Source organism: Pseudoxanthomonas sp. JC1303 (genome assembly GCF_058448525.1).
On the sequence record NZ_CP185958.1, the window covers coordinates 941,923 to 963,467 of the forward strand.

The window sequence follows — 21,545 nt, forward strand, 5'->3', positions numbered from 1 at the left end:
GAACGGGCGCCCCCGATTCTACCGGGCCACGCCCGGCTCCCGCCGCAGCGCGCCCAGACCAGCCATCGCCCAGATGCCCAGCAGCGGGCCCGGGGCCAGTACCAGCACGGACCAGCGCCAGCTCCCGGCGGTGCTCGCCAACCACGGCAGCAGCCACAGAGTGGCGGCGGTCAGCACGTAGCCCAGGCCGACCTGCAGGGTCAGGGCGGTGCCGACGAAGCGCGGGTCGGCGTTCTGCGAGACCAGCGCGGAGAACTGCGCCGAATCGGCGATCACACTAATCCCCCACACCAGCGCCACCGCGATGAACAGCCACGCCGGTCCGACGAAGGCCAGCGGCGCGGCCACGCAACAGGCCGCCGAGACCGCCATGGCCACTGCCGCCGTGCGTGCACTGCCCCAGCGTGCGGACAGCCGCCCGGCCAGCACACAGCCCAGCGCGCCAGAGGCGATCACCGCGAAGGCCACCGCGGCGGTGTTGAAGCCGGCCAGCGCCGGCGCCTGCCGTGCGTAGGTCGCGAACCAGCCCCACATCGCATACAGCTCCCACATGTGGCCGAAGTAGCCGGCCATCGCCAGCAGCACGCCACGATTGCCCACCGCGCGTAAGGCGTCGCCCGCATGGAACGGCGTACGCGGGAACGGATACGGTCCTTCGCGGACCAGCCCGGCCAGGATCAGCGCACCGGCCAGCGCCGCCACGCTGGTGGCCACGATCACCGCGCGCCACTGCGCCCCGCCACTGGCGTTGACCAAGTGCGGCGAAGCCGAACCGATGGTAATGGCGCCGATCAGCACGCCCAGCGCCAGCCCGCGCCCCTGCGCGAACCAGGTCGCCACCAGCTTCATCGACGGCGGATAGACCCCGGCCAGGCACACCCCGGTCGCCACCCGCAGCAGCAGCCACTGCGCCGGCGTGTGCGCCAGCAGCAGCGCGCCATTGCAGGCGGCCACGCCCAGCGCCGCCACGCCCACCACCGCCCGCAGCCGATAGCGGTCGGCGATGCCCAGCACACTGGCGCCGACCGCACCGACCACGAAGCCCAGTTGCACCGCGATGGTCAGCCACGCCGCCATGCCATCGCCAAAGCCGTACAGCGCGCGCAGCTGTGGCAGCACGGCCGTGGCCGAGAACCAGGGGCTCATCGACAACACCAGGGCGAGGGCCAGCAGCGCCAGTGCGCGCCAGCGGCCCGCGTCGGCGGCAGGCGGGTCGATCGCGGAGCTGCTCATCGGCCGGCGAGCAGGATGGCGTCGGTGCTGGCCTCGCCCTGCCGGCAGACCTCGCCGTGCGGGTTGGCGCGGGTGCGGATCGGCGTGTTCGCGGGCACGGTCAGCCCACCAAGGCGCGCGGCCCTGGCGACCGCGTCCTTGTCGTGCAGCGGGTGGCGATTCCCAGTGCCCCGGGTCAAGTCGCCCACAGCCTGTATCGAGACCGTGCGGCGGCGCTGGGCGCGGGCGCCTGGTGCGGACATGCCGGCGCGCGTGCCGGCCCAGCCATCGGGCGTTGCCATCGGATGCTCCGCTTGGAATCGCCACCATTGTCGGCCGGCGCATGTGCGCGCCACCACCCAACGATGGGCTAAGCCAGCCGTATCCTGTCTGCCCTCCCCCAGACGAGCGCTTCATGTCCGACCTGCCCGCCCTGCCCGACACGCCGCCCGGCCTTTACGTCCACTACAAGGGCGGCCGCTACGAGGTCATCGGCGGCGTGCGCCACAGCGAGACGCTCGAACCGCTGGTGCTCTATCGCGCCTTGTATGGCGAAGGCGGCCTGTGGGTGCGGCCCCATGCCATGTTCTTTTCCACCGTGGAACTGGACGGCCGCGCCGTGCCGCGCTTCTGCCGCGAGGATGCCACCCCGTGAGCGCCGGCGCGATCGCGCTGCGCCAGGCGGTCTTCCCGCAGGACACCGCCATCGCGCAGGCACTGCTCAGCGAGTACGCCGCCTCGCTGACGGTGGATCTGGCCTTTCAGGATTTCGACGCCGAGCTGGCCGACCTCGGCCAGCAGTACGGCCCGCCGCGCGGGGCGCTGTTCCTGGCCGAAGGTGATGGACAGGCCCTGGGTTGCGTCGGCCTGCGCGGCACCGATGCGCCCGGCATCGCCGAACTCAAGCGCCTGTACGTCCGCGCGGACGGACGCGGCCACGCGCTGGGCCGGCGCCTGTCGCAGGCCGCGATCGAGGCCGCCCGGGCGCTGGGCTACCGCGCCGTGCGCCTGGATACCCTGCCGGACATGCACGCCGCGCAGGCGCTGTACGCCGGGTTGGGTTTCGTGGAGATCGCGCCTTACCGGCACAACCCGGTGCCCGGCACGCGCTACCTGGAACTCCTGCTGCCCACGGCCTGAACCGCGCGCTCAGGCCCACTGCAGGCTCGGCGGCGCCGGTCGCATCGCGCGCAGGGTGCCGACCAGGCCCAGGTAGCCCGCCGCCAGTTGGGCGAACAGGTCGGCCGTGGCGCTGCGTCCGCTGTCGGCGACCTCGGCGTAGGCCCCGCGCCCCAGGTCGATGAAGTAATCCGCGCTGACCCGCCTGCGCCGGGCCAGGCCAGGGAACAGCCCGGCGATCAGCAGGCAGCGGTCGCCCACGTCGCGCAGCGCATCGGCGCGCTGCTGGCCGATCTGCTGCTGGGCATGGAGCCACTCCAAAGCCTGGGTGCGCGCCAGCAGGCCGTGCTCGCGCTGATAGCGCAGCAGCACGAACACCAGGTACGCCTCCTGTGCCTCGGCCAGCGCCTGCCCATGGCGATCGGCCGCCTCGCGCACCAGTGCCTGCCACAGCTCCAGCGCGGCCCCCTGCCGCAGCTTCGCCTCTGTCATCGCGCATCCTCCGTTGGCCCCGTGCTCCGACGCTAGCGCGACGACCCGGCCACGTGTTGGCAGCCCATCGCGCACAGTGCCAGCGCGGCATGATCGAACCGGATCGGCACGCTAGAATCGGGGGCTGTCTTCCCCCGCGCCCTTTCATGCAGCGACGTCCCATCCCGCTCCTGCTGGCCGCGCTGGCGATCAGCGCCTGCACCGGACAGCCCGCCCCTTCCGACCGTCTTGCCGACGCGCCGGCTTCCGGCCCACCCGCGGAGATGGCCGTGCCCGCCGGACAGGCGGCCATGGACGTCCAGAATCTGCCGGTGCCCGATGGCGACACGGTGCGCTACTTCGTCCGCAACGCCGAAGACGGACAGGCGCGCACGCTGACGGACTTCTGGTTCGGCTTCCCGTTCGAGCTGGAAGGCAAGCACTACTACACCGGGTTTGCCTGGGACCTGTCCGACGAGGGTCCGGCGGGCGCGGGGCTGGGCCTGAGCCAGGCCACCTTCGTGGCCAACCCGGGCGACACGCGCGACCCCTGGAAGCTCCTGAGCGCCTGGCGCGTGGGCACCGTGCCCGATGTGCTGGCACCCAGCGAACTGGATGGCACGCGCGAACTGAAGAGCTTCCAGACCCCTTCCGGCGACCTGCTGCTGGCCGTGCCCACCGTGTACTCGCGCGGCGAGCGGCGGTTGCGCGACTTCGACCTGATCCTGTTCGATCCGCACCTGGCCCACGCACGCAACCGACAGGCCTGGCGCTACGTGGGCAGCCTGCATGCCGGCCAGGAAGGCAATCCGGACTGCCCCGCCAGGCGCGCCCATCCAGACTGCGATGACATCACTGGTCAGCTGAGTTTCGCCATGGAACGCGGCCAGGACCTGCCACTGCTGCAGGTGGCGCTCACCGGCCCGGCGGCGACCAGCAAGACCACGCAGTTCCGCTATGACGGGCAGGCGGGCCAGTACCAGCGCGCCACGCCCTGAACGGCCTGGCGGTGGCTAGGACGCGGCGACCGCACGGTCGCGCCCGTCGGCCTTGGCCCGGTACAGCGCGCGATCGGCACGCTCCAGCAAGGCCCGAGGCGATTGCGCCGCCTCTGGAATCCATTCGGCAAAACCGGCGCTCAGGGTGACGATGCCGGTGTCCACGCCCTCGTGGCGGTGCTGCAGCGCGCGGACCCGCTGGACCACCTGCTGGGCCATCTGCTCGGCGCCGATGAATCCGGTATCGGGCAGCAGGAAGACGAACTCCTCACCCCCGTAGCGCGCGGCCAGATCGTGCGAGCGGCGCAGGGTCTGCCCGATCACCGCGGCGATCTCGCGCAGGCATTCATCGCCGGCCAGGTGCCCATAGGTGTCGTTGAAGTGCTTGAAGTGGTCGATGTCGATCATCACCACCGACAGCGGCTGGCCCGAGCGCTGGCAACGCCGCAGTTCCTCGCCCAGCCGCTCATCGAAACGCTTGCGGTTGCACAGCCCGGTGAGCCCATCGAGCCAGGCCAGCTCGCGCAGCTGGTCGGCCTGCTGCTTGAACAGCAGATGCACGCGCACGCGGTTGAGCAGGGTCTGGGCATGAAAGGGCTTGGTGATGAAATCCACGCACCCGGCGTCCCAGCACTTGGCCTCGTCATCCAGTGCACTGAGCGCAGTGACGAAGATCACCGGGATATCGGCCGTGGCCGGGTCGGCGGCCAGCCGGCGGCAAACTTCCATCCCGCCCATGCCCGGCATCATCGCGTCCAACAGGACCAGGTCCGGCGGGTTGTCACGGCACAGCGCCAGGGCCTGTTCGCCACTGGTGGCCATGAACAGCTCGTGCCGCGCACCGGACAGCATCCGGTGCATGGCATGGATGTTGAGCGCCTGGTCGTCGACGATCAGGATCCGCGCCGGCAGTGGCTGCAGGGTGGCCGCGCGCGGGCCGGGCTGGGTTTCATCGATCACGTCGCACGTCTCTTGAGTTTCTCGAGCAGTTCGGTCACGGCCTCGGCGGCCTCCTGGAATTCCATGCGCGACAACGCCTGGTCGATGCGCGCGTGCTGCTCGGGGTCGTGCCGCCGCAGACTGGGGCCGATTTTCGCGAAATCGCTCAAGGCGTCCAGCCGCGATTGTCGCAACTCACGCAGCAGGGCCTCCAGGGCGGGCACGTCCAGCGCCGCCGCCACCGCCTCGGGCGCACCGCGGCTGGCCGGCGCCAGCTCGGCCAGCGCGACCTGGGCCTGGGCCAGCATCGGCAGGGTCTGGTCCCGCAGCGCCTGCAGGTCCACGTGCCTGCGCCAGTCCTCGCCGTCCAGGGCGACCTCCATTTCCATGGCGCGCGCCATCTGCGACAACCGCATGGCGCCAAAGGTGGCGGTCACGCCCTTGAGCGTGTGCAGCTGCAGCGCGGCCGCGTCGCGGTCGTTGGCCTGCAGGGCGATCTCCAGGTCGGCCAGCACCAGCTGCAGGTTGCCTTCCAGCCCATCGAGCGTGGAGTAGAACGCCTGCCGGTCGCCGCCGAAGCGCGCCAGCGCCCGCTGCCAGTCCAGCGCCGGGGCGTCCTGCGCCTGGCCGGCCTCGTTGGAGGCGGCAGACACGGACTCGAAGATCGGCGGCGGCCCGGCGACGGCCTGTACGTCACCGTGGGCACCACCCCCGACCTGCGCGCGGATCGTGGCGACCAGGACGTCCAGTTCGAACGGCTTGCTCACATACCCGTTCATTCCGGCGGCCATGCAGGCTTCGCGGGCCGAGGCCAGGACGTTGGCGGTCATGGCGATGATCGGCAAGGCCTGCAGTCCCAGTTCGCCCCGGATGCGACGGGCGGTCTCGTAGCCATCCAGGTCGGGCATCTGGATATCGGTGATGACCAGGTCGAACGCCTCCGGGTCGGCGCGCAGCGCCTCCAGCGCCTGCAGACCTCCCCCGGCCATGTGCACCGCGGCGCCCTCGGCCTCCAGCAGGGCACGGGCGACCTGTTGATTGGCCAGGTTGTCCTCGACCACCAGCAGGCGCAGCCCGGCCAGGCGCAAGCCGTGCGTGGACAGCGTCGCGGCACCGTCCTGCCGGCCATGCACGCGCGCGGCATGGGTGTCGGCCAGGGCGTCGACCAGCAGCGAGGTGGTCACCGGCTTGACCACGAACCCATCCATCGTGCCCTCGTCCTGGGCCGTACGCGCGGCCAGGGCCTCGCGGCCGTGCGCGGTCACCATGACGATCAGCGGCGCGGACGCGGGCGCGTCCCCCATCAACGCCCGGATCCGCTGCCCCGTCTGCCAACCATCCAGGCCCGGCATGCGCCAATCCAGGAAGATCGCCTCGAACGGCCTCCCGGCCGCCAGCGCCTGCTCGACCAGCACCAGCGCTTGCTCGCCGCTGGCCGCGGCCTGGACCTCCCAGCCCAGCGTGCGGGTCATGCCGCAGACCGCCTCGCGCACCGCGGCGTTGTCGTCCACCACCAGGGCCTTGATGTGCGCCAGCGCCTCGGGCAGGCGGCGGATGGCAGGCGCCCCGCCCGATGCGGACTGCAGCTCGATCTGGAAGCGGAAACAGCTGCCCCGGCCCAGCTCGCTCTCCACGTCCAACTGGCCGCCCATCATCGCCACCAGGCGCCGGCTGATCGCCAGGCCCAGGCCGGTGCCACCGAAGCGGCGATTGGTCGAAGCCTCGGCCTGGGTGAACCCCTCGAAGATCTTGTCCAACTGCGCCGGGGCAATGCCGATCCCGGTATCGCGCACTTCAAAGCGCACCGTCGTGGCGTCCAGGCCGGTCTCCACCGCTACCGCGCGCACCAGGACCTCGCCGGACTGGGTGAACTTGACCGCGTTGCCCGCCAGGTTGACCAGCACCTGCTGCAAACGCACCGAGTCGCCGAGCAGGCCACGCGGGATGCGCTCGTCCACGTCGAACACCAGGTCCACATCCTTGTCGCCCACCGTCCCGGCCACCGCGGCGGCCAGGTCGTTGAACAGGCCCTCGATGGCGAACTCGTGCAGCTCCAGCTCCTGGTGGCCGGATTCGATCTTGGAGAAGTCCAGGATGTCATTGATGATCGCCAGCAGCGCGCGCGCACCCGTTTCGGCCTTGCTCAGGTAGTCGCGCTGGCGAGCATCCAGGTCGGTGCGCTGGATCAGCTGCAGCATGCCCAGCACCGAGTTCATCGGGGTGCGGATCTCATGGCTCATGTTGGCCAGAAACTCCCCCTTGGCGCGGCTGGCCGCCTCGGCCGCCTTGGCCGCTTCACGCAGCGCGGTCTCCACCTCGCGCTGGCTGGAGATGTCCTCCAGGATCGACCAGGCGAACACGCGCCCCTCCATGTGCATGGCCACCCCATTGAGCCGCACCGGCACCGGGCGTCCGTCCTTGCGCAGATAGGTCGTCTCGAACGGCCCATAGCGCCCCACGCGCTGGAGCTGCTCGCGCACGCTGGCCTCGCGCTGCAGCTCGGCGCCTTCGGGACGGGTGAGCTGGCGATAGTCCATGCCGGTCAGCTCGTCTTGCGTATACCCGGTGATCGTGCAGAAGGCCTCGTTGAACTCCACGAAGCAACCGTCCTGGTCGGTCAGCACGATGCCCAGGGGGGACAGTTCGAACAGCCCGCGCAGCTTGGTCTCGTTGATCTGCAGGGCCTGCTGGCTGCGACGCAGCTCGCGCAGATCCGCGGCGATGCCCAGGTAGCCCAGGCCACGTCCGTCGTCGGTGCGCAGCTCGGTGATGGTCAGCAGCACCGGGATGCGCTCACCGTCGGCAGCCAGGTAATCGCACTCGCGCACCATGACCTGCACCGGGCCCGGCACCGCGGCCAGCAGCGCGCCAAAGCCGGCCTCCTGGCCGTCGCTGACCAGGAAACTGGCCGAGTTGCGCTGGTCCACCACCGATGCCGCGGCGATGCCCAGCATCCGCGCCGCGGCCGGGTTGAACAGGGTCACCCGGTCCTGGGGATCGGTGGCGATGATGGCAAAGCCCGCATTGAACAGCGTCGCCTGCTGCAGCGCCGAAGTTTCCTGTAGCGCGCGGGTGCGCTCGGCGACCTGCCGCTCCAGGCCAGCGTTGAGCCGCAGCACCTCGCGCCGAGAACGCACCCGCTCGGCCACATCGCGCAGCGTGGTGGCGACGCCCTCGACCCGCCCGCGATCGTCACGGATGGGCGCGGCGGTCACCTCCACATCCAGCACGGTGCCATCACGATGGCGGCGCTGGGTCTCCTGCGGCTCGACCTGCTGCCCCGCCGCGACGCTGCGCAGGATCGCCGCATCCTGGCCCGCCACGGCCGGCGGCACGATCAGATCGGCCAGGACCGCGCCCATCGCCTCCTGCGCCGGGTAGCCGAACATGCGTTCGGCCGCGCGGTTCCATTCGATCACCCGCCCGCCCAGGGTGGTGGCGATGATCGCGTCCTGCACGCTGTCCACGATGGCCGCCGTGCGTGCCTGCTGTTGCTGGCTGCGGCGCTTGCGCGCGCTCAGCGACATCAGCAGGTACACCGCCAGCGCCAGCAGCATCGAGAACAAGGCGCCGGTCGCGCCGACCTGGCCTGGACTTACAAGACCCAGGCTCTCCTCGAAGGCCGGGCTGGCCTTCAGGTCCACCTGCCAGACGCGGCCGAAGATCTTCGTCTGCCGGGTGCGGTGCAGCCCGCTCCCCGGCCCGTCGGCCTGGGTGGACTGGAAGATGTCCTGCACGTGCTCCGGATCGGTGACGTCCTGCAGGCTGAAGCCATAGGCCGAATGGGCCTGCTCGAAGTTGGCCAGGATCTCGTCGGTCACCAGCGGCGCGAAGACCCAGCCCAGGGTGTGCTCCATCCCGGTCGCGCCCGGCGGCGCATCGCCCGCGTAGACCGGCAGCAGCAACAACATCGAGCGGTTCTGCTGGCCGGTTGCCTGGACCAGGGTGATCGGCCCGGTCAGGGTCGGCCGGCCGCTGGCGGCGGCGGCCAGCGCGGCCTGCCGACGGTTCTTCTCCGAACCGATGTCCAGCCCGATCGCCGCCTGGTTGCGGCGCGCGGGTTCGATGTATTTGACGACGAAACGCTCGCCTTCATAGCGGGAGAGATGACGGATGCCGAACTCCGGCGCGCCATCGGCCCGCGCAGCCGCCACGAAGGCGTCCTCGCTCCCCTGCGGCACCCGCGCGATGTAGCCGAAGCCGCGTGCGCCGGGGAACTCGCGGTCGATTTCGCGCGATTGCGCGTAGCGCAGAAATCCCGCCCGGGTTTCCTGATGGTCGCCGGCGCTGATGACCGCCCCGCGGGCACCGCGCAAGCCGTACTCATACAGGCCAAACCGAGCCTTGAGGTCGGTGGCGGCGCTGTCGGCCAGCGCGTCCAGGCGGGTGCTGACCTGCTCCCGGTTGAATCGATGCTGACGGCTGGCGAGTATCGCGCTGAGGAGCATGCCCACCACGAGAACCAGCACGCCGCCTGCCACAGGCAGCTTCAACACTCGCATCGTTACCCTTGGCGCACGCCGGACGCGGCCGAGTATAGTCAGGCGCGAGTGAGCGCCAATCCCTGAACCGGGCTGTTCGCAAAAGCGTCATCCAAAGCGTGACGCCGGTCCACGGGCGCGCCGGCTCAGCCCTCCATCTGCTCCAGCTCGCGCCCGTTGGTCTCGTGCACGTAGCGCAGCACGAAGAACACCGACACCAGCGCCGCGGCGGCGTAACAGCCATAGGCGGCCGCCAGGCCGACCCCGGCCAGCATGATCGGGAAGGTCATGGTCACCGCGAAGTTGGCCGCCCACTGGAACAGGCCGGCCACCGCCAGGCCCGAGCCACGGATCTGGTTGGGGAACATCTCGCCCAGCATCACCCACATCACCGGTCCCCACGAGGCGTTGAAGAACACCACGTAGGCGTTGGCGGCCACCAGCGCGAACACCCCCATGCCATCGGACAGCTGCAGGCGACCGTTGGCGTCCAGATGCCCGCTTGCGAAAGCGAAGGCCACCGCCGCCAGGGTCAGCGCCATGCCGGCCGAGCCAATCCACAGCAGCGGCTTGCGCCCGACCCGATCGATCAACACCACCGTGACCAGGCAGGCGCCGATGCTCAGCGCACCGGAGAGCACGTTGATCAGCAGCGCGTCGTTCTCGGAAAAGCCCACCGCCTGCCACAGCACCGCACCGTAGTAGAACACCACGTTGATGCCGACCAGCTGCTGGAACACCGCCAGGCCGATGCCGATCCACACGATCGGTCGCACCTTGCCGGTGGTCTTGCTGATCAGGTCCGACAAGCGCGGGCGATGCGCCTCGCCGGCGCGGCTGGCATCGATCTCACGCACCTTGGCCTCGGCTTGGCGCGCGCCATAGAGCCGGGCAAGCACCGCCTGGGCGCGCTGCAGCTGACCCTTGACCACCAGATAGCGCGGGCTTTCCGGAATGAACAGCAGCGCGACCAAAAACAGGCCCGCCGGCAGGATCTCCACCCAGAACATCCAGCGCCAGGCCTCGAAGCCATTCCACAACGGCTGGGTGGACGCCCCGGCCACGCGCGCCAGCAGGTAGTTGCTGAGGAAGGCGGCGAACAGCCCGCTGATGATGGCGATCTGCTGCACCGTGGCCAGCCGCCCGCGATAGCGCGCCGAGGCCACCTCGCTGATATAGGCCGGCGACATCACGCTGGCCGCACCGACCGCCAGGCCGCCGATGATGCGATAGATCACGAACTCCAGCGAGCCGGTGGCCACGCCCGAGCCCCAGGCCGAGATGATGAAGCACACCGCCGCCACGATCAGTACCACCCGCCGGCCGTAATGATCGGCCAGGCGTCCAGCGAAGAACGCACCCACCGCACAGCCCAGCAGCATCGAGGCCACGTTGAAACCCGTGCCCATGCTGTCGGAGTTGAAGGCCGCACGCAGGCCGTCGACGGTGCCGTTGATCACCCCGCTGTCGAACCCGAACAGGAATCCGCCCAGCGTGGCCACGCAGCTGATCAGGATGATGAAGCCGGTGTTTTCTTCTTGGCGCGATGCGGCGTCGTTCATGACACTCCTCGGGAATGGGTCAGCGCGTCGCACGCGCCCGCGCCGGACGCTCGCGACGCCGGACAACGGACCATGGACGGCCCTAAAGAAACGTCGCCTGCCGTGCCCCTCCCAGATCCACGGCGGCGACCGGCGGCGATCATAGACAGGCCGCGCGAAGAAGGAACGCTGCGGCGCCGCACAATGGACTGAAAGTGGTGTGCGCGGCGCCGATCAGCGCCGTTGCGATCGGCGCTTGGAGAAGACCCCGGCGGAGCGAGCTCGCCCTACGCACACCTGAGACCTGCACGCGCCACGGCAGCCCACGCTTCACCGTCGAGCGGACCGGGGTTCGCCGGGCTTTCTGCACAGACGGACGGGAACGGGCAGCAGAGCGGGCTCCGCGCTACACGAGCGCGCGCACCGCCATGAAGCCGCCGACCAGGACCAGCGACACGAAGAACCAGAAGCGGAATCGCGCCGGATCCATGCGCTGGCGGGTGCGCTGGCCCAGGGCCACGCCCGCCAGGGCGGGCAGCACCGCCAGGCACGACTGCCAGGCCACGCCACCCGGGTAATGCCCACGGACCGCCAGCGCGGCCCCGAGCGTGGCGCTGCACACCAGGAAGGACAGGCCCATGGCCTGGATCAGGGCGTCGCGACCCAGCCCCAGCGCCGTCAGATAAGGCACCAGCGGCACGCTGAAGACCCCGGTCGCGCCGCACAGCACCCCGGTGCACGCCCCCACCACCGGCGCGGCCCAGCGCGCTGCGCGCTGCGGCAGCGACAACGGCGGCAACCACAGGCCGACCACGCCATAGGCGGCAAGCGCCAGGCCCAGCGCAAAACCCGGCCAGGGCGAGCCACGCGCGGTCAGCAGGCCGATCCCGGCGCAGGTGCCGGCCACGATCCCGACCAGCATCCAGCCCAACCGGCGCACCAGCGCGCCCAGCGCCGGGCCAGAGAACGCCTGCCAGACATTGGTCAATACCAGCGGGACGACCATCAGCGTGGCGGCCTGCACGGGCGACATCATCAATCCCAGCGCGGCCATGCCCACCGCTGGCAGGCCCATGCCGGCGACGCCTTTCACCCAGCCCGCCAGCACCAGGACGGCGCACACCAACAGCAGGGTCAGTGGATCATGCGGCACGCGCTGCGACGCCTACTCGACCGTCACCGCCTTGGCCAGGTTGCGTGGCTTGTCCACGTCGGTACCGCGCGCCAGCGCGGTGTGATACGCCAGCAGCTGCACCGGGATGGTATGCACCACCGGCGACAGCACGCCGGTATGCCGCGGCGTGCGGATCACGTGCACGCCCGCCGACTCGCTGAAGTGGCTGTCCTGGTCGGCGAACACGAACAACTCGCCGCCGCGCGCACGGACTTCCTGCATGTTGGACTTGACCTTCTCCAGCAGGCGGTCGTTGGGCGCGATGAACACGACCGGGATGGTGTCGTCCACCAGCGCCAGCGGACCGTGCTTCAGCTCGCCCGCCGGATAGGCCTCGGCATGGATGTAGGAGATTTCCTTGAGCTTGAGCGCGCCTTCCAGCGCGATGGGATAGCTCAGGCCGCGACCGAGGAACAGCGCGTTTTCCTTGGGCGCGAAGCGTTCGGCCCAGGCGGCGATCTGCGGCTCCAGGTTGAGCGCGTGCTGCACGCTGCCGGGCAGGTGGCGCAGCTCGTCCAGGTACTGGGCCTCGGCCGCGTCATCGACCTTGCCGTGCAGCTTGCCCAGCACCACGGCCAGTTGGAACAGCGCCGCCAGCTGGGTGGTGAAGGCCTTGGTCGAGGCCACGCCGATCTCGGCCCCGGCGCGGGTGTAGCAGACCAGCTCGCTGGCGCGCGGGATGGCGCTCTCGGGCACGTTGCAGATCGACAGCGTATGCAGGTGGCCCAGCGATTTGGCGTATTTCAGCGCCTCCATCGTGTCCAGGGTTTCGCCGGACTGGGAGATGGTGACCACCAGGTGCTTCGGGTTGGCGTAGGCGGCGCGATAGCGGTACTCGCTGGCGATCTCCACGTTGCACGGCAGCCCGGCGATGGCCTCGATCCAGTAACGCGCGGTCATGCCGGCGTAATAGCTGGTGCCACAGGCCAGGATCTGCACGCCTTCGATGTCGCGCAGCACGGTGTCGGCATGCTGTCCGAACAGTGTGGCCGGGAAGCCATTGGCATCCACGGCCGCCTCGATGGTGTCGGCGATGGCGCGCGGCTGCTCGTGGATTTCCTTCTGCATGAAGTGGCGATACGGGCCCAGCTCCAGCGAGGCCAGCGACACGTCCGAGACATGCACCTCGCGCTCGATGCGTGCATCGCCGGCATCGAACACGGCGACCGATTCACGGCTGACATCGACCGTGTCGCCTTCCTCCAGGAAGATCACCCGGCGCGTGGCCTGGATGATGGCCGACACGTCGGAGGCGACGAAGTTCTCGCCCTCGCCCAGCCCGACCAGCAAGGGGCAGCCCATGCGCGCGGCGACCAGGCGCCCGGGCTCGTCCTTGGACACAACCGCCAGCGCGTAGGCGCCAGTGAGTTCCTTCACCGCGGCCTGCAGCGCGCCCAGCAGATCCAGGCCCTGGCGCTGGTGATGGTGGATCAGGTGGGCGATGACCTCGGTATCGGTCTGCGACTCGAAGCTGTAGCCCAGCGCGGCCAGCTGCTCGCGCTGGGCCTCGTGGTTTTCGATGATGCCGTTGTGGACCAGCGCCAGCGCGCCGTGGCTGATGTGCGGGTGGGCGTTGGCCTCGGTCACCCCGCCGTGGGTGGCCCAGCGGGTGTGGCCGATGCCCAGGGTGGCGCTGAAGTGCTCGGCCTGCGCGGCGGCCTCCATCTCGGCCACCCGGCCGGTGCGGCGCACGCGGCGCACGTCATCGCCGGCGACCACGGCGATCCCCGCCGAATCGTAGCCGCGGTACTCCAGGCGCTTGAGGCCCTCGATCAGGACAGGGACCACATCGCGATCCGCGATCGCGCCAACGATGCCGCACATGGAGCACTTCCTTCGAACGAACAGGGAAAACCGCGTAAGTGTAGCCGGGCCCTCGGTGTGGGTCCCCGTAGAGCGGAGCTCGCTCCGCTGGAGCTTTTTCCCGCAACGCCCCTGTAGAGCGGAGCCCGCTCCGCTGGGGCTTTCCCGTAATGCCCCTGTAGAGCGGAGCTCGCTCCGCTGGAGCTTCTGACCGAAAGGCAGCGGAGCAAGCTCCGCTCTACGGCTGCGGGGGCTTTCCTGGCGACCGGACCGCAAGGCAGCGGAGCGAGCTCCGCTCTACAGGAGCGGGCGGCCGCCGGGCTGTCCGGGCGGACGCCGGAACTGTCCGGGCGGACAGTGTCCGCAGACGGACATCGTTGTTTTTCAATCACTTGCGATTGGCACGCGATCTGCTTCAGCTCTCGTTGAACTCCGCCACGCAGCCCCCCGATATGCAGAACGACTCCCCCTTCCGCATCCGTGACACCGCCGCCCAGGACATCGTGGTCGAGACCGGGCGCGGCGCCCACTGGAAGCGCTGGGGTCTGATCGGCGGCGCCGCGCTGGCCGTGCTGGTGGCGCTGGGCTGGGTGGTCAGCGGCTGGATGTCCGGTGGACGCTCGTTCGATGCCAGCCGCGTGCGTATCGCCACCGTCACCCGGGGCGACCTGGTCCGCGACCTCGCCGCCGACGGCCGCGTCATCACCGCCAACAGCCCTACCCTCTATGCCATCGCCGGCGGCACGGTCACGCTCAAGGTGGTGGCCGGCGATGTGGTCAAGCAGGACCAGCCGCTGGCGGTGATCGACTCGCCCGAGCTGCGCAGCAAGCTGGCCCAGGAGGAATCCACCCTGGCCGGCATGCAGGCCGAAGCCAGCCGCGCCACGCTGGATGTCTCCCAGGCGCGCTCGGACGCCGGCAAGCTGGTGGACCAGGGCAAGATCGACCGCCAGGCCGCCGCGCGTGACGTGGAACGCTACCAGCGCGCCTTCGATGCCGGGGCCCTGCCGCAGGTCGACCTGGCCAAGGCACAGGACACGCTGAAGAAAGCCGAGATCGAGTTGGGCCACGCCCAGCAGGATGCCGCGCTCAAGCAGCAGGCCGCGCAGCTGGAAGCACGCAACAAGCAGCTGCTGGCCCAGCGCCAGCATGCGGTGGTTGAAGAGCTGCAGCGCCAGGTCGACGCACTAACCATGCGCGCGCCCTTCGATGGCCAGGTCGGCCAGGTGCAGATCGCCCAGGGCACCAACGTGGCGATCAACGCGCCGATCCTGAGCGTGGTGGACCTGAGCGAGTTCGAGGTCGAGATCAAGGTGCCGGAGAGCTTCGCCCGCGACCTGGCCATCGGCGTGCCCGCGCAGCTGACCACCGGCAGCGGCCAACCCTATCCGGGCAAGATCTCGGCAGTTTCGCCCGAGGTCGTGTCCGGCGAGGTCACCGCGCGCGTGCGCTTCGATGGCAAGCAGCCGCCGGGCCTGCGCCAGAGCCAGCGCATGAGCGCACGCATCCTGCTCGATACCCGCAAGAACGTACTCAAGGTCGAGCGCGGTCCGTTCGTCGAGCAGTCCGGCGGGCGCTACGCCTACGTCATGGACGGCTCCAGCGCGGTGCGCCAGCCGGTGCAGTTGGGCGTGTCGAGCCTGTCGGAAACCGAAGTGCTTTCCGGCCTGAAGGAAGGCGACCGCGTGGTCGTCTCCGGCGCCGACCAGTTCGGCGACGCCGAGCGCGTGACCATCCACTGATCCAGCCACCCAACCAACCCTGTAGAGCGGAGCTTGCTCCGCTGGAGCTTTCCCGATCCCCCCTGTAGAGCGGAGCTTGCTCCGCTGGAGCTCTCCCGCCAAAGCCACAGCGGAGCAAGCTCCGCTCTACAGGTCACGCATCACCGCTTTCGTTCCATCCGTTCAATTCCAAAGAAGGAATCCACCATGCTCGACATGCACACCGTCTCCAAGGTCTTCCGCACCGAGCAGGTGCAGACCCACGCCCTGCGCTCACTCGACTTGCACGTGAAGGAAGGCGAATTCGTCGCCGTCACCGGTCCGTCCGGTTCGGGCAAGACGACCTTCCTCAACATCGCGGGCCTGCTGGAAACCTTCACCTCCGGCACCTACAAGCTCGATGGCGAGGATGTGTCCAACCTGTCGGACAACGCGCGCAGCAAGCTGCGCAACCAGAAGATCGGCTTCATCTTCCAGAGCTTCAACCTGATTCCCGACCTCAACCTGTTCGACAACGTCGACGTGCCGCTGCGCTATCGCGGCATGGCCGCGGCCGAGCGCAAGCAGCGCATCACCGAGTCGCTGGAGCGCGTGGGCCTGGGCTCGCGCATGAAGCACTACCCGGCCGAACTCTCCGGCGGTCAGCAGCAGCGCGCCGCCATCGCCCGCGCCCTGGCCGGCAGCCCGCGCCTGCTGCTGGCCGACGAACCGACCGGCAACCTGGACTCGCAGATGGCTCGCGGCGTGATGGAACTGCTAGAAGAGATCAACGCCGCCGGCAGCACCATCGTCATGGTCACCCACGACCCGGAGCTGGCCGCCCGCGCCCAGCGCAACGTGCACATCGTCGATGGCCAGGCCACCGACCTGGTGCGCGAAGCCGGGCTGATGTCCGCCACCGAACGCACCTCGGCCCAGGCCTGACCGCCCCCCGGCAAGGAGGCGTCTGCGCCCATGTTCGCCTACTACCTGCAACTGGCCCTGCGCAGCCTGCGCCGCAACCCGGTGCTGACCGGGTTGATGGTGCTGTCCATTGCGGTCGGCATCGGCGCGGCGATGACCACGCTGACGGTGATGCACCTGCTTTCGGGCGATCCGCTGCCGGGGCGCAGCCAGCACATCTTCTATCCGCAGGTGGATGCCGTGCAGGACGACAAGCCGCGTTCCGAGCCCCCGGACAAGCTCGACTACACCTCGGCCATGGATCTGTGGCGGGCCAAGCGAGCCGACCGGCAGACCCTGGTGATCGACAGCCCCATCAAGCTGCGTGTCCCCACGTCCTCGGCACCGGCACTGATGACCTCCATGCTGTCGGTGCATCGTGATTTCTTCCCGATGTTCGATGTCCCCTTCGCCTATGGCGATGCCTGGAGCGCGGACGACGACGACCGGCACGCGCGGGTGGCGGTGATCTCCGCCAGCCTCAACGACAAGCTGTTCGGCGGACGCAACAGCGTGGGTCAGATCGTGCATGTCCGAGGGGCCGACGTGCGCATCATCGGCGTGCTCAAGCCCTGGCGGCCCTCGCCGCAGTACTACACGGTGGCCGGCGGCCGCTTCGCACAGGGCGACACCGCGGGCTACTACGTCAAGCCGCAGGACGTGTTCGTGCCGTTCGCCACCGGCCTGGAGATCAACGACGGGCACTTCAACTATTTCTTCTGCTGGGGCACTCCACCGACGCCGGGGCACCTGCAGAACGCCCCCTGCGTGGCGCTGCAACTCTGGGTCCAGTTGGACACGCCCGCCAAGGTCACCGCCTACCGGCAGTTCCTGGCTGATTACGCCGTGCAGCAGAAGGCCATCGGGCGCATCAGCCTGGCAGACAACGTCCGCCTGCGCAGCCTCATGCAGTGGCTGGACTTCAACCATGCCGTGCCTTCGGACGTGCGCCTGCAAAGCTGGCTCGCACTGACCTTCCTCGCGATCTGTCTGTTCAACACCATCGGCCTGCTGCTGGCCAAGTTCCTGCGGCGCGGCGGCGAGATCGGCGTGCGCCGCGCCCTTGGCGCGTCGCGGCGCGCGATCTTCGCGCAATGCCTGACCGAGGCCGGTCTGATCGGGCTTGTCGGCGGGGCGCTGGGCTTCGTGTTGACGCTGGCGGGCCTCTGGGCCGTGCGGCGTCAACCGGTCGCCTATGCCGATCTGGTGCATCTGGATCTGCCGATGTTCGCACTGACCTTCGCCCTGGCGCTCGTCACCAGTCTGATCGCGGGCCTGTTCCCCGCTTCGCGGGCCAGCCGCATCGCCCCCGCGCTCCAGCTCAAGACGCTCTGAGAGACGACAGGCCATGGATATCCAGCCCATCTTCTCCGCGCTCAATCGCCATCGCATCGCCGCCACCCTGATCGTCCTCGAAATCGCGCTGGCGTGTGCGGTGCTCTGCAACGCCCTTTTCCTGATTTCCGGACGCCTGGACCTCATCGGAATCGACAGCGGCATCGACGAGCGCAGGCTGGCCTTGATCGCGCTCAACGGTTGCGATGGCTGCAACAACGCCGACGTCAATCATCGCGCGCTGGACGCGCTCCGGGCCTTGCCGGGCGTGGAGGCAGCGGGTCAGCTCAACACCGTGCCGTTCAGTGATCCGGCAGCGAACGGCGGCATCACGCTCGATCGCGAAGGCCGGCATTTCGGGGGCGTTCCACATTTCTACACGCTCGGCCCCGGTGCCAGCCAGGCCCTTGGCCTGCGGCCAAGCCTGGGGCGCGACTTCGTTTCAACCGACTTCCAGGACTACGAATTTTTCGTCCCCGACGATGCCAACGTCTGGATCACCCAAGCATTGGCTCACCATTTGTGGCCTGACCAAAATCCGTTGGGCAAGGAGTTCTGGTCCGGCGACAGGCACTTCCGCGTTATCGGCGTCATCGCCAAGTTCACCCGTCCCGATCCTGGTCGCAGCGAGGACGGGCTCACGGGAGCGGAATGGTCGGTGATCGTGCCAGTCCGCGATAGCGCCCAGTCCGGGGCCTACGTGGTGCGCGCCGATCCGCTGGACCTGCCCGCCATCGCGCAGGCGGCCAGAGCGGCTGTCGCGCGCGCCGTCCCAGAGGCCGTCCTGGACCAGGATCGCAGCCGCACCTTGGCCGAGCTGCGCGAAACCTATTTCCGGCCCGACCGCGCCATGGCCGGCCTGCTGGTCGCCGTCATCGCCGCGATGCTGCTGGTCACCGCGCTGGGCATCGTCGGCCTGGCCAGCTTCTGGGTGGCCCAGCGCACCAAGCAGATCGGCATCCGTCGCGCCTTGGGCGCCACGCGCACGGACATCCTGCGTTACTTCCAGACCGAGAACTTCCTGCTGGCCAGCGGCGGCATCGTCCTGGGCATGCTGCTGGCCTACGGCGGCAACCAGTTGCTGATGCGCTACTTCGAGCTAGCGCGCCTGCCCGTGTCCTACCTGCCCATCGGTGCGCTGCTGCTGTGGTTCGTCGGCCAGCTGGCCGTCCTCGGCCCGGCCCTGCGCGCGGCCGCCATCCCCCCTGTTGTCGCCACTCGCAGCACCTGAGCAAAGGACTGCCGCATGTTCGCCTACTACCTGCAACTGGCCCTGCGCAGCTTCCGCCGGCACAGAGTGCTCACCGCGCTGATGGTGCTGGCCATTGCGCTGGGCATTGGCGCGTCCATGACCATGCTTACCGTCCTGCATAACCTGTCTGGCAATCCGCTGCCCACACGCAGCGCGGTGCTGTTCCATCCGCAGGTCGATCCGCGCCCGGCGCGGTTGCCCGGGGCCGATCCCGAGCCACCGGACGATCTGACCTGGCAGGACGCGGTCAATCTCTACGCGTTGCCCGGCGCCACCCGTCGCGTGCTGACCAGCACCAACTGGCTGCCCACCCGCGCCGACGCGCCGGGCAGTGCGCTGGCGATGATGGATACGCGGGCGACCACGGCGGACATGTTCGCCATGTTCGGCGTGCCCTTCGTCTACGGCACCGGTTGGTCGCAGACCGATGACGACCAGCGCGCGCTGGTGGTGGTGCTGACCCGCTCGCTCAACGACACGCTGTTCGGCGGGGCCGACAGCGTGGGCCGCACGGTGGTGATCGCCACCAAGGTATTCCGCGTGGTCGGCGTGGTGGAGGACTGGAACCCACAGCCGCGCTTCTACGACCTGGGCTCGGGCGCCTTCAGCGAACCAGCCAAGCTGTACATGCCGTTCTTCACCTGGCTGGACCTGCCCCAGGACTACGGCTATGGACCAATGGCCTGCTGGGACCACGGCGATGGCACCCACGATCCCAAGGCGCCCAACTGCACCTGGGCACAATTCTGGGTGCAGTTGGACGATGCGACCCAGGTCGCCGCCTATCGCCAGCGCCTTGAGAACTACAGCGCGCAGCAACATCAGCTGGGCCGCTTCCAGCGCGCACCCAATGTGCGCCTGCGCGGGCTGGTGGAGTGGCTGGATTACAAGCGCGTGGTGCCAAGCCTGGTGCGTATGCAGGCATGGATCGCATTGGGCGTGCTGCTGGTGTGCCTGGTCAACGCGGTCGGGCTGCTGGTGTCCAAGTTCAGCCGCAAGGCCGGCGAAGTCGGCGTGCGTCGCGCGCTGGGTGCCAGCCGCCGCGCGGTGTTCATCCAGTGCCTGGTCGAGGCCGGGCTGATCGGCCTGGCCGGCGGGCTGCTGGGCGCACCCCTGGCCTGGCTGGGCCTGTGGATGGTGCGCCAGCAACCGGTGCCCTATGCCGCGCAGGTTGGGCTGGACGCGCCGATGCTGGGCTTCGCCCTGCTCACTGCCGTGGTCGCCGCACTCGCGGCCGGCGTGTGGCCAGCGTGGAGAGCGGCGCGCATCGCCCCTGCCGTCCAGGTGAAGTCGCTATGAGCCCGATCGATTCGATCCGCCCCATCGTGCGCGCGCTGCGCAGCCACCGCGCCGCCGCGCTGCTGTTGGCGCTGGAAATCGCCCTGACCCTGGCGGTGCTGTGCAATTTGATGTTCATCGTGGCCGGCAACCTGCAGCGCGCCCGCACGCCCACCGGCACGGACGAGGCCGACATCGCGGTGATCCAGAGCATCGGCGTCATCGGCGAGGACAACCCCGGCACGGCCGGCAGCAACCTGGCCACGCTGCAGTCGGTGCCCGGCGTGGCGGCCGCGGCGTTTGGCGCGCCTCCGCTGTGGCGTGTGGACCGAGCCGCGCTGTTCGCCTCACCCGATGCCGAGCAGCCCCTGGCACGCCCTTATCTGCTCAACGGCAGCCAGGGGCTGAATCGCACGCTGGGCACGCGGGTCATCCAGGGACGCGATCTCCAGGACGCCGAGCTTCCCGGGCTCATGTCGACGTTCGGCGATACGTCGGGCGGCTCGGCCGACACGCGCCAGTTCCCGGCGCTGCTGACCCAGGCACTGGCCGAGCAGCTGTACCCCACGCAATCCGCGCTGGGCAAGGTGCTGTACACCAACATGTGGGGGACGCCGATCAGCCTGCGCGTGGTTGGCGTCATTGCGCCGCTGCGGGCGGCCATTACCGGCCATCCCGACGATGCGATGGCGGTCGTGACCGAATTCAAGGTGGCCGGCGAAGGCCTGGGCGGGGGCTACATGCTGCGCAGCCAGCCTGGACAGCTGGCACAGGTGCTGCCGCTGGCGGCCAAGGCGCTGCAGCAGGCCAACCCGGGCCACGTGCAGCAGATGGTCAAGACCATGGCCCAGCTGCGCGAGGACACCTTTCGCGGCGACACCGCGCTCAATCGCATGCTGGCCGGGATCATGGTGATCCTGTTGACCGTGACCGCGCTGGGCGTGGGTGGGTTGGCGAGCTTCTGGGTACAGCAGCGCACCCGGCAGATCGGCATCCGTCGTGCGCTGGGCGCCACGCGCACCGACATCCTGCGTTACTTCCAGATCGAGAACTTCCTGATCGTGGGCGCCGGCGTGGTGGCTGGGGCGTTGCTGGCCTTCGCCCTGAACCAGTGGCTGATGCAGCGCTTCGAGCTTGAGCGCCTCAGCGCCGTCCCGGTACTCATCGCCGTGGTGGCGATGTGGGTGCTGGGCCAGCTGGCCGTGCTCGGCCCGGCCCTGCGCGCGGCCGCCATCCCCCCTGTTGTCGCCACTCGCAGCACCTGACTACCGGAGCACGC

Annotated in this window: 17 protein-coding genes; 9 read left to right on the top strand and 8 right to left on the bottom strand. The window is 69.4% G+C overall.

Features of this window, described 5'->3' with window-relative positions; translation table 11 throughout:
* Positions 1-18 precede the first annotated feature (18 nt).
* A complete protein-coding gene (locus ACORQU_RS04230) occupies positions 19-1,233 on the bottom strand; it encodes an MFS transporter (protein WP_491643622.1) in 1,215 nt (404 codons plus the stop codon).
* Positions 1,230-1,514 carry a hypothetical protein gene (locus ACORQU_RS04235; protein ID WP_491643623.1) on the bottom strand — a complete coding sequence of 95 codons (285 nt, stop codon included), beginning with the start codon at positions 1,512-1,514 and terminating at the stop codon, positions 1,230-1,232. Before ACORQU_RS04235 ends, ACORQU_RS04230 begins: the two co-directional genes overlap by 4 nt.
* 113 nt (positions 1,515-1,627) lie before the next feature.
* Here ACORQU_RS04235 and ACORQU_RS04240 point away from each other — a divergent pair, with 113 nt between their 5' ends.
* A complete protein-coding gene (locus ACORQU_RS04240) occupies positions 1,628-1,867 on the top strand; it encodes a DUF1653 domain-containing protein (protein WP_491643624.1) in 240 nt (79 codons plus the stop codon).
* Entirely contained in the window at positions 1,864-2,352 is a 489-nt protein-coding gene (locus ACORQU_RS04245) for a GNAT family N-acetyltransferase (RefSeq protein WP_491643625.1), read from the top strand. Before ACORQU_RS04240 ends, ACORQU_RS04245 begins: the two co-directional genes overlap by 4 nt.
* 9 nt (positions 2,353-2,361) lie before the next feature.
* Here ACORQU_RS04245 and ACORQU_RS04250 read toward each other — a convergent pair whose 3' ends face one another.
* Positions 2,362-2,823, bottom strand: coding sequence for a hypothetical protein (locus tag ACORQU_RS04250; RefSeq protein WP_491643626.1), 462 nt, complete (start codon positions 2,821-2,823; stop codon positions 2,362-2,364).
* A 146-nt stretch (positions 2,824-2,969) separates the two neighbouring features.
* On the opposite strand from ACORQU_RS04250, the gene ACORQU_RS04255 reads away from it, so the two are divergent.
* Positions 2,970-3,800, top strand: coding sequence for a hypothetical protein (locus ACORQU_RS04255; RefSeq protein WP_491643627.1), 831 nt, complete (start codon positions 2,970-2,972; stop codon positions 3,798-3,800).
* Between the two features lie 15 nt (positions 3,801-3,815).
* On the opposite strand, the gene ACORQU_RS04260 is transcribed toward ACORQU_RS04255, so the two are convergent.
* From ACORQU_RS04260 to glmS, 5 genes are all read right to left on the bottom strand, one after another.
* Complete coding sequence (locus ACORQU_RS04260; protein ID WP_491643628.1) at positions 3,816-4,760, bottom strand: diguanylate cyclase domain-containing protein; 945 nt, start codon at positions 4,758-4,760, stop codon at positions 3,816-3,818.
* Positions 4,757-9,232: a CHASE domain-containing hybrid sensor histidine kinase/response regulator gene (locus tag ACORQU_RS04265; protein WP_491643629.1), complete on the bottom strand. Its 4,476-nt coding sequence runs from the start codon at positions 9,230-9,232 to the stop codon at positions 4,757-4,759. Before ACORQU_RS04265 ends, ACORQU_RS04260 begins: the two co-directional genes overlap by 4 nt.
* A 134-nt stretch (positions 9,233-9,366) precedes the next feature.
* Positions 9,367-10,782, bottom strand: a complete 1,416-nt coding sequence (locus tag ACORQU_RS04270; protein ID WP_271644618.1) for a sugar porter family MFS transporter — start codon at positions 10,780-10,782, stop codon at positions 9,367-9,369.
* Between the two features lie 385 nt (positions 10,783-11,167).
* The gene (locus ACORQU_RS04275) at positions 11,168-11,914 is read right to left on the bottom strand and encodes a sulfite exporter TauE/SafE family protein (protein ID WP_491643630.1); all 747 of its coding nucleotides are present in this window, start codon (positions 11,912-11,914) and stop codon (positions 11,168-11,170) included.
* A 12-nt stretch (positions 11,915-11,926) separates the two neighbouring features.
* Positions 11,927-13,759 carry a glutamine--fructose-6-phosphate transaminase (isomerizing) gene (gene glmS / locus ACORQU_RS04280; RefSeq protein ID WP_491643631.1) on the bottom strand — a complete coding sequence of 611 codons (1,833 nt, stop codon included), beginning with the start codon at positions 13,757-13,759 and terminating at the stop codon, positions 11,927-11,929.
* Between the two features lie 431 nt (positions 13,760-14,190).
* Here glmS and ACORQU_RS04285 point away from each other — a divergent pair, with 431 nt between their 5' ends.
* The 6 genes from ACORQU_RS04285 to ACORQU_RS04310 all read left to right on the top strand — a co-directional run bounded on the left by ACORQU_RS04285 (position 14,191) and on the right by ACORQU_RS04310 (position 21,531).
* The gene (locus ACORQU_RS04285; RefSeq protein WP_491643632.1) at positions 14,191-15,480 is read left to right on the top strand and encodes an efflux RND transporter periplasmic adaptor subunit; all 1,290 of its coding nucleotides are present in this window, start codon (positions 14,191-14,193) and stop codon (positions 15,478-15,480) included.
* 186 nt (positions 15,481-15,666) lie between these two features.
* Positions 15,667-16,383: an ABC transporter ATP-binding protein gene (locus tag ACORQU_RS04290; RefSeq protein WP_491643633.1), complete on the top strand. Its 717-nt coding sequence runs from the start codon at positions 15,667-15,669 to the stop codon at positions 16,381-16,383.
* Between the two features lie 30 nt (positions 16,384-16,413).
* The gene (locus ACORQU_RS04295; RefSeq protein ID WP_491643634.1) at positions 16,414-17,736 is read left to right on the top strand and encodes an ABC transporter permease; all 1,323 of its coding nucleotides are present in this window, start codon (positions 16,414-16,416) and stop codon (positions 17,734-17,736) included.
* 13 nt (positions 17,737-17,749) lie between these two features.
* The gene (locus tag ACORQU_RS04300; RefSeq protein WP_491643635.1) at positions 17,750-18,967 is read left to right on the top strand and encodes an ABC transporter permease; all 1,218 of its coding nucleotides are present in this window, start codon (positions 17,750-17,752) and stop codon (positions 18,965-18,967) included.
* Positions 18,968-18,982: 15 nt separating this feature from the next.
* A complete protein-coding gene (locus ACORQU_RS04305) occupies positions 18,983-20,287 on the top strand; it encodes an ABC transporter permease (RefSeq protein ID WP_491643636.1) in 1,305 nt (434 codons plus the stop codon).
* The gene (locus ACORQU_RS04310) at positions 20,284-21,531 is read left to right on the top strand and encodes an ABC transporter permease (RefSeq protein WP_491643637.1); all 1,248 of its coding nucleotides are present in this window, start codon (positions 20,284-20,286) and stop codon (positions 21,529-21,531) included. Before ACORQU_RS04305 ends, ACORQU_RS04310 begins: the two co-directional genes overlap by 4 nt.
* Positions 21,532-21,545 lie beyond the last annotated feature (14 nt).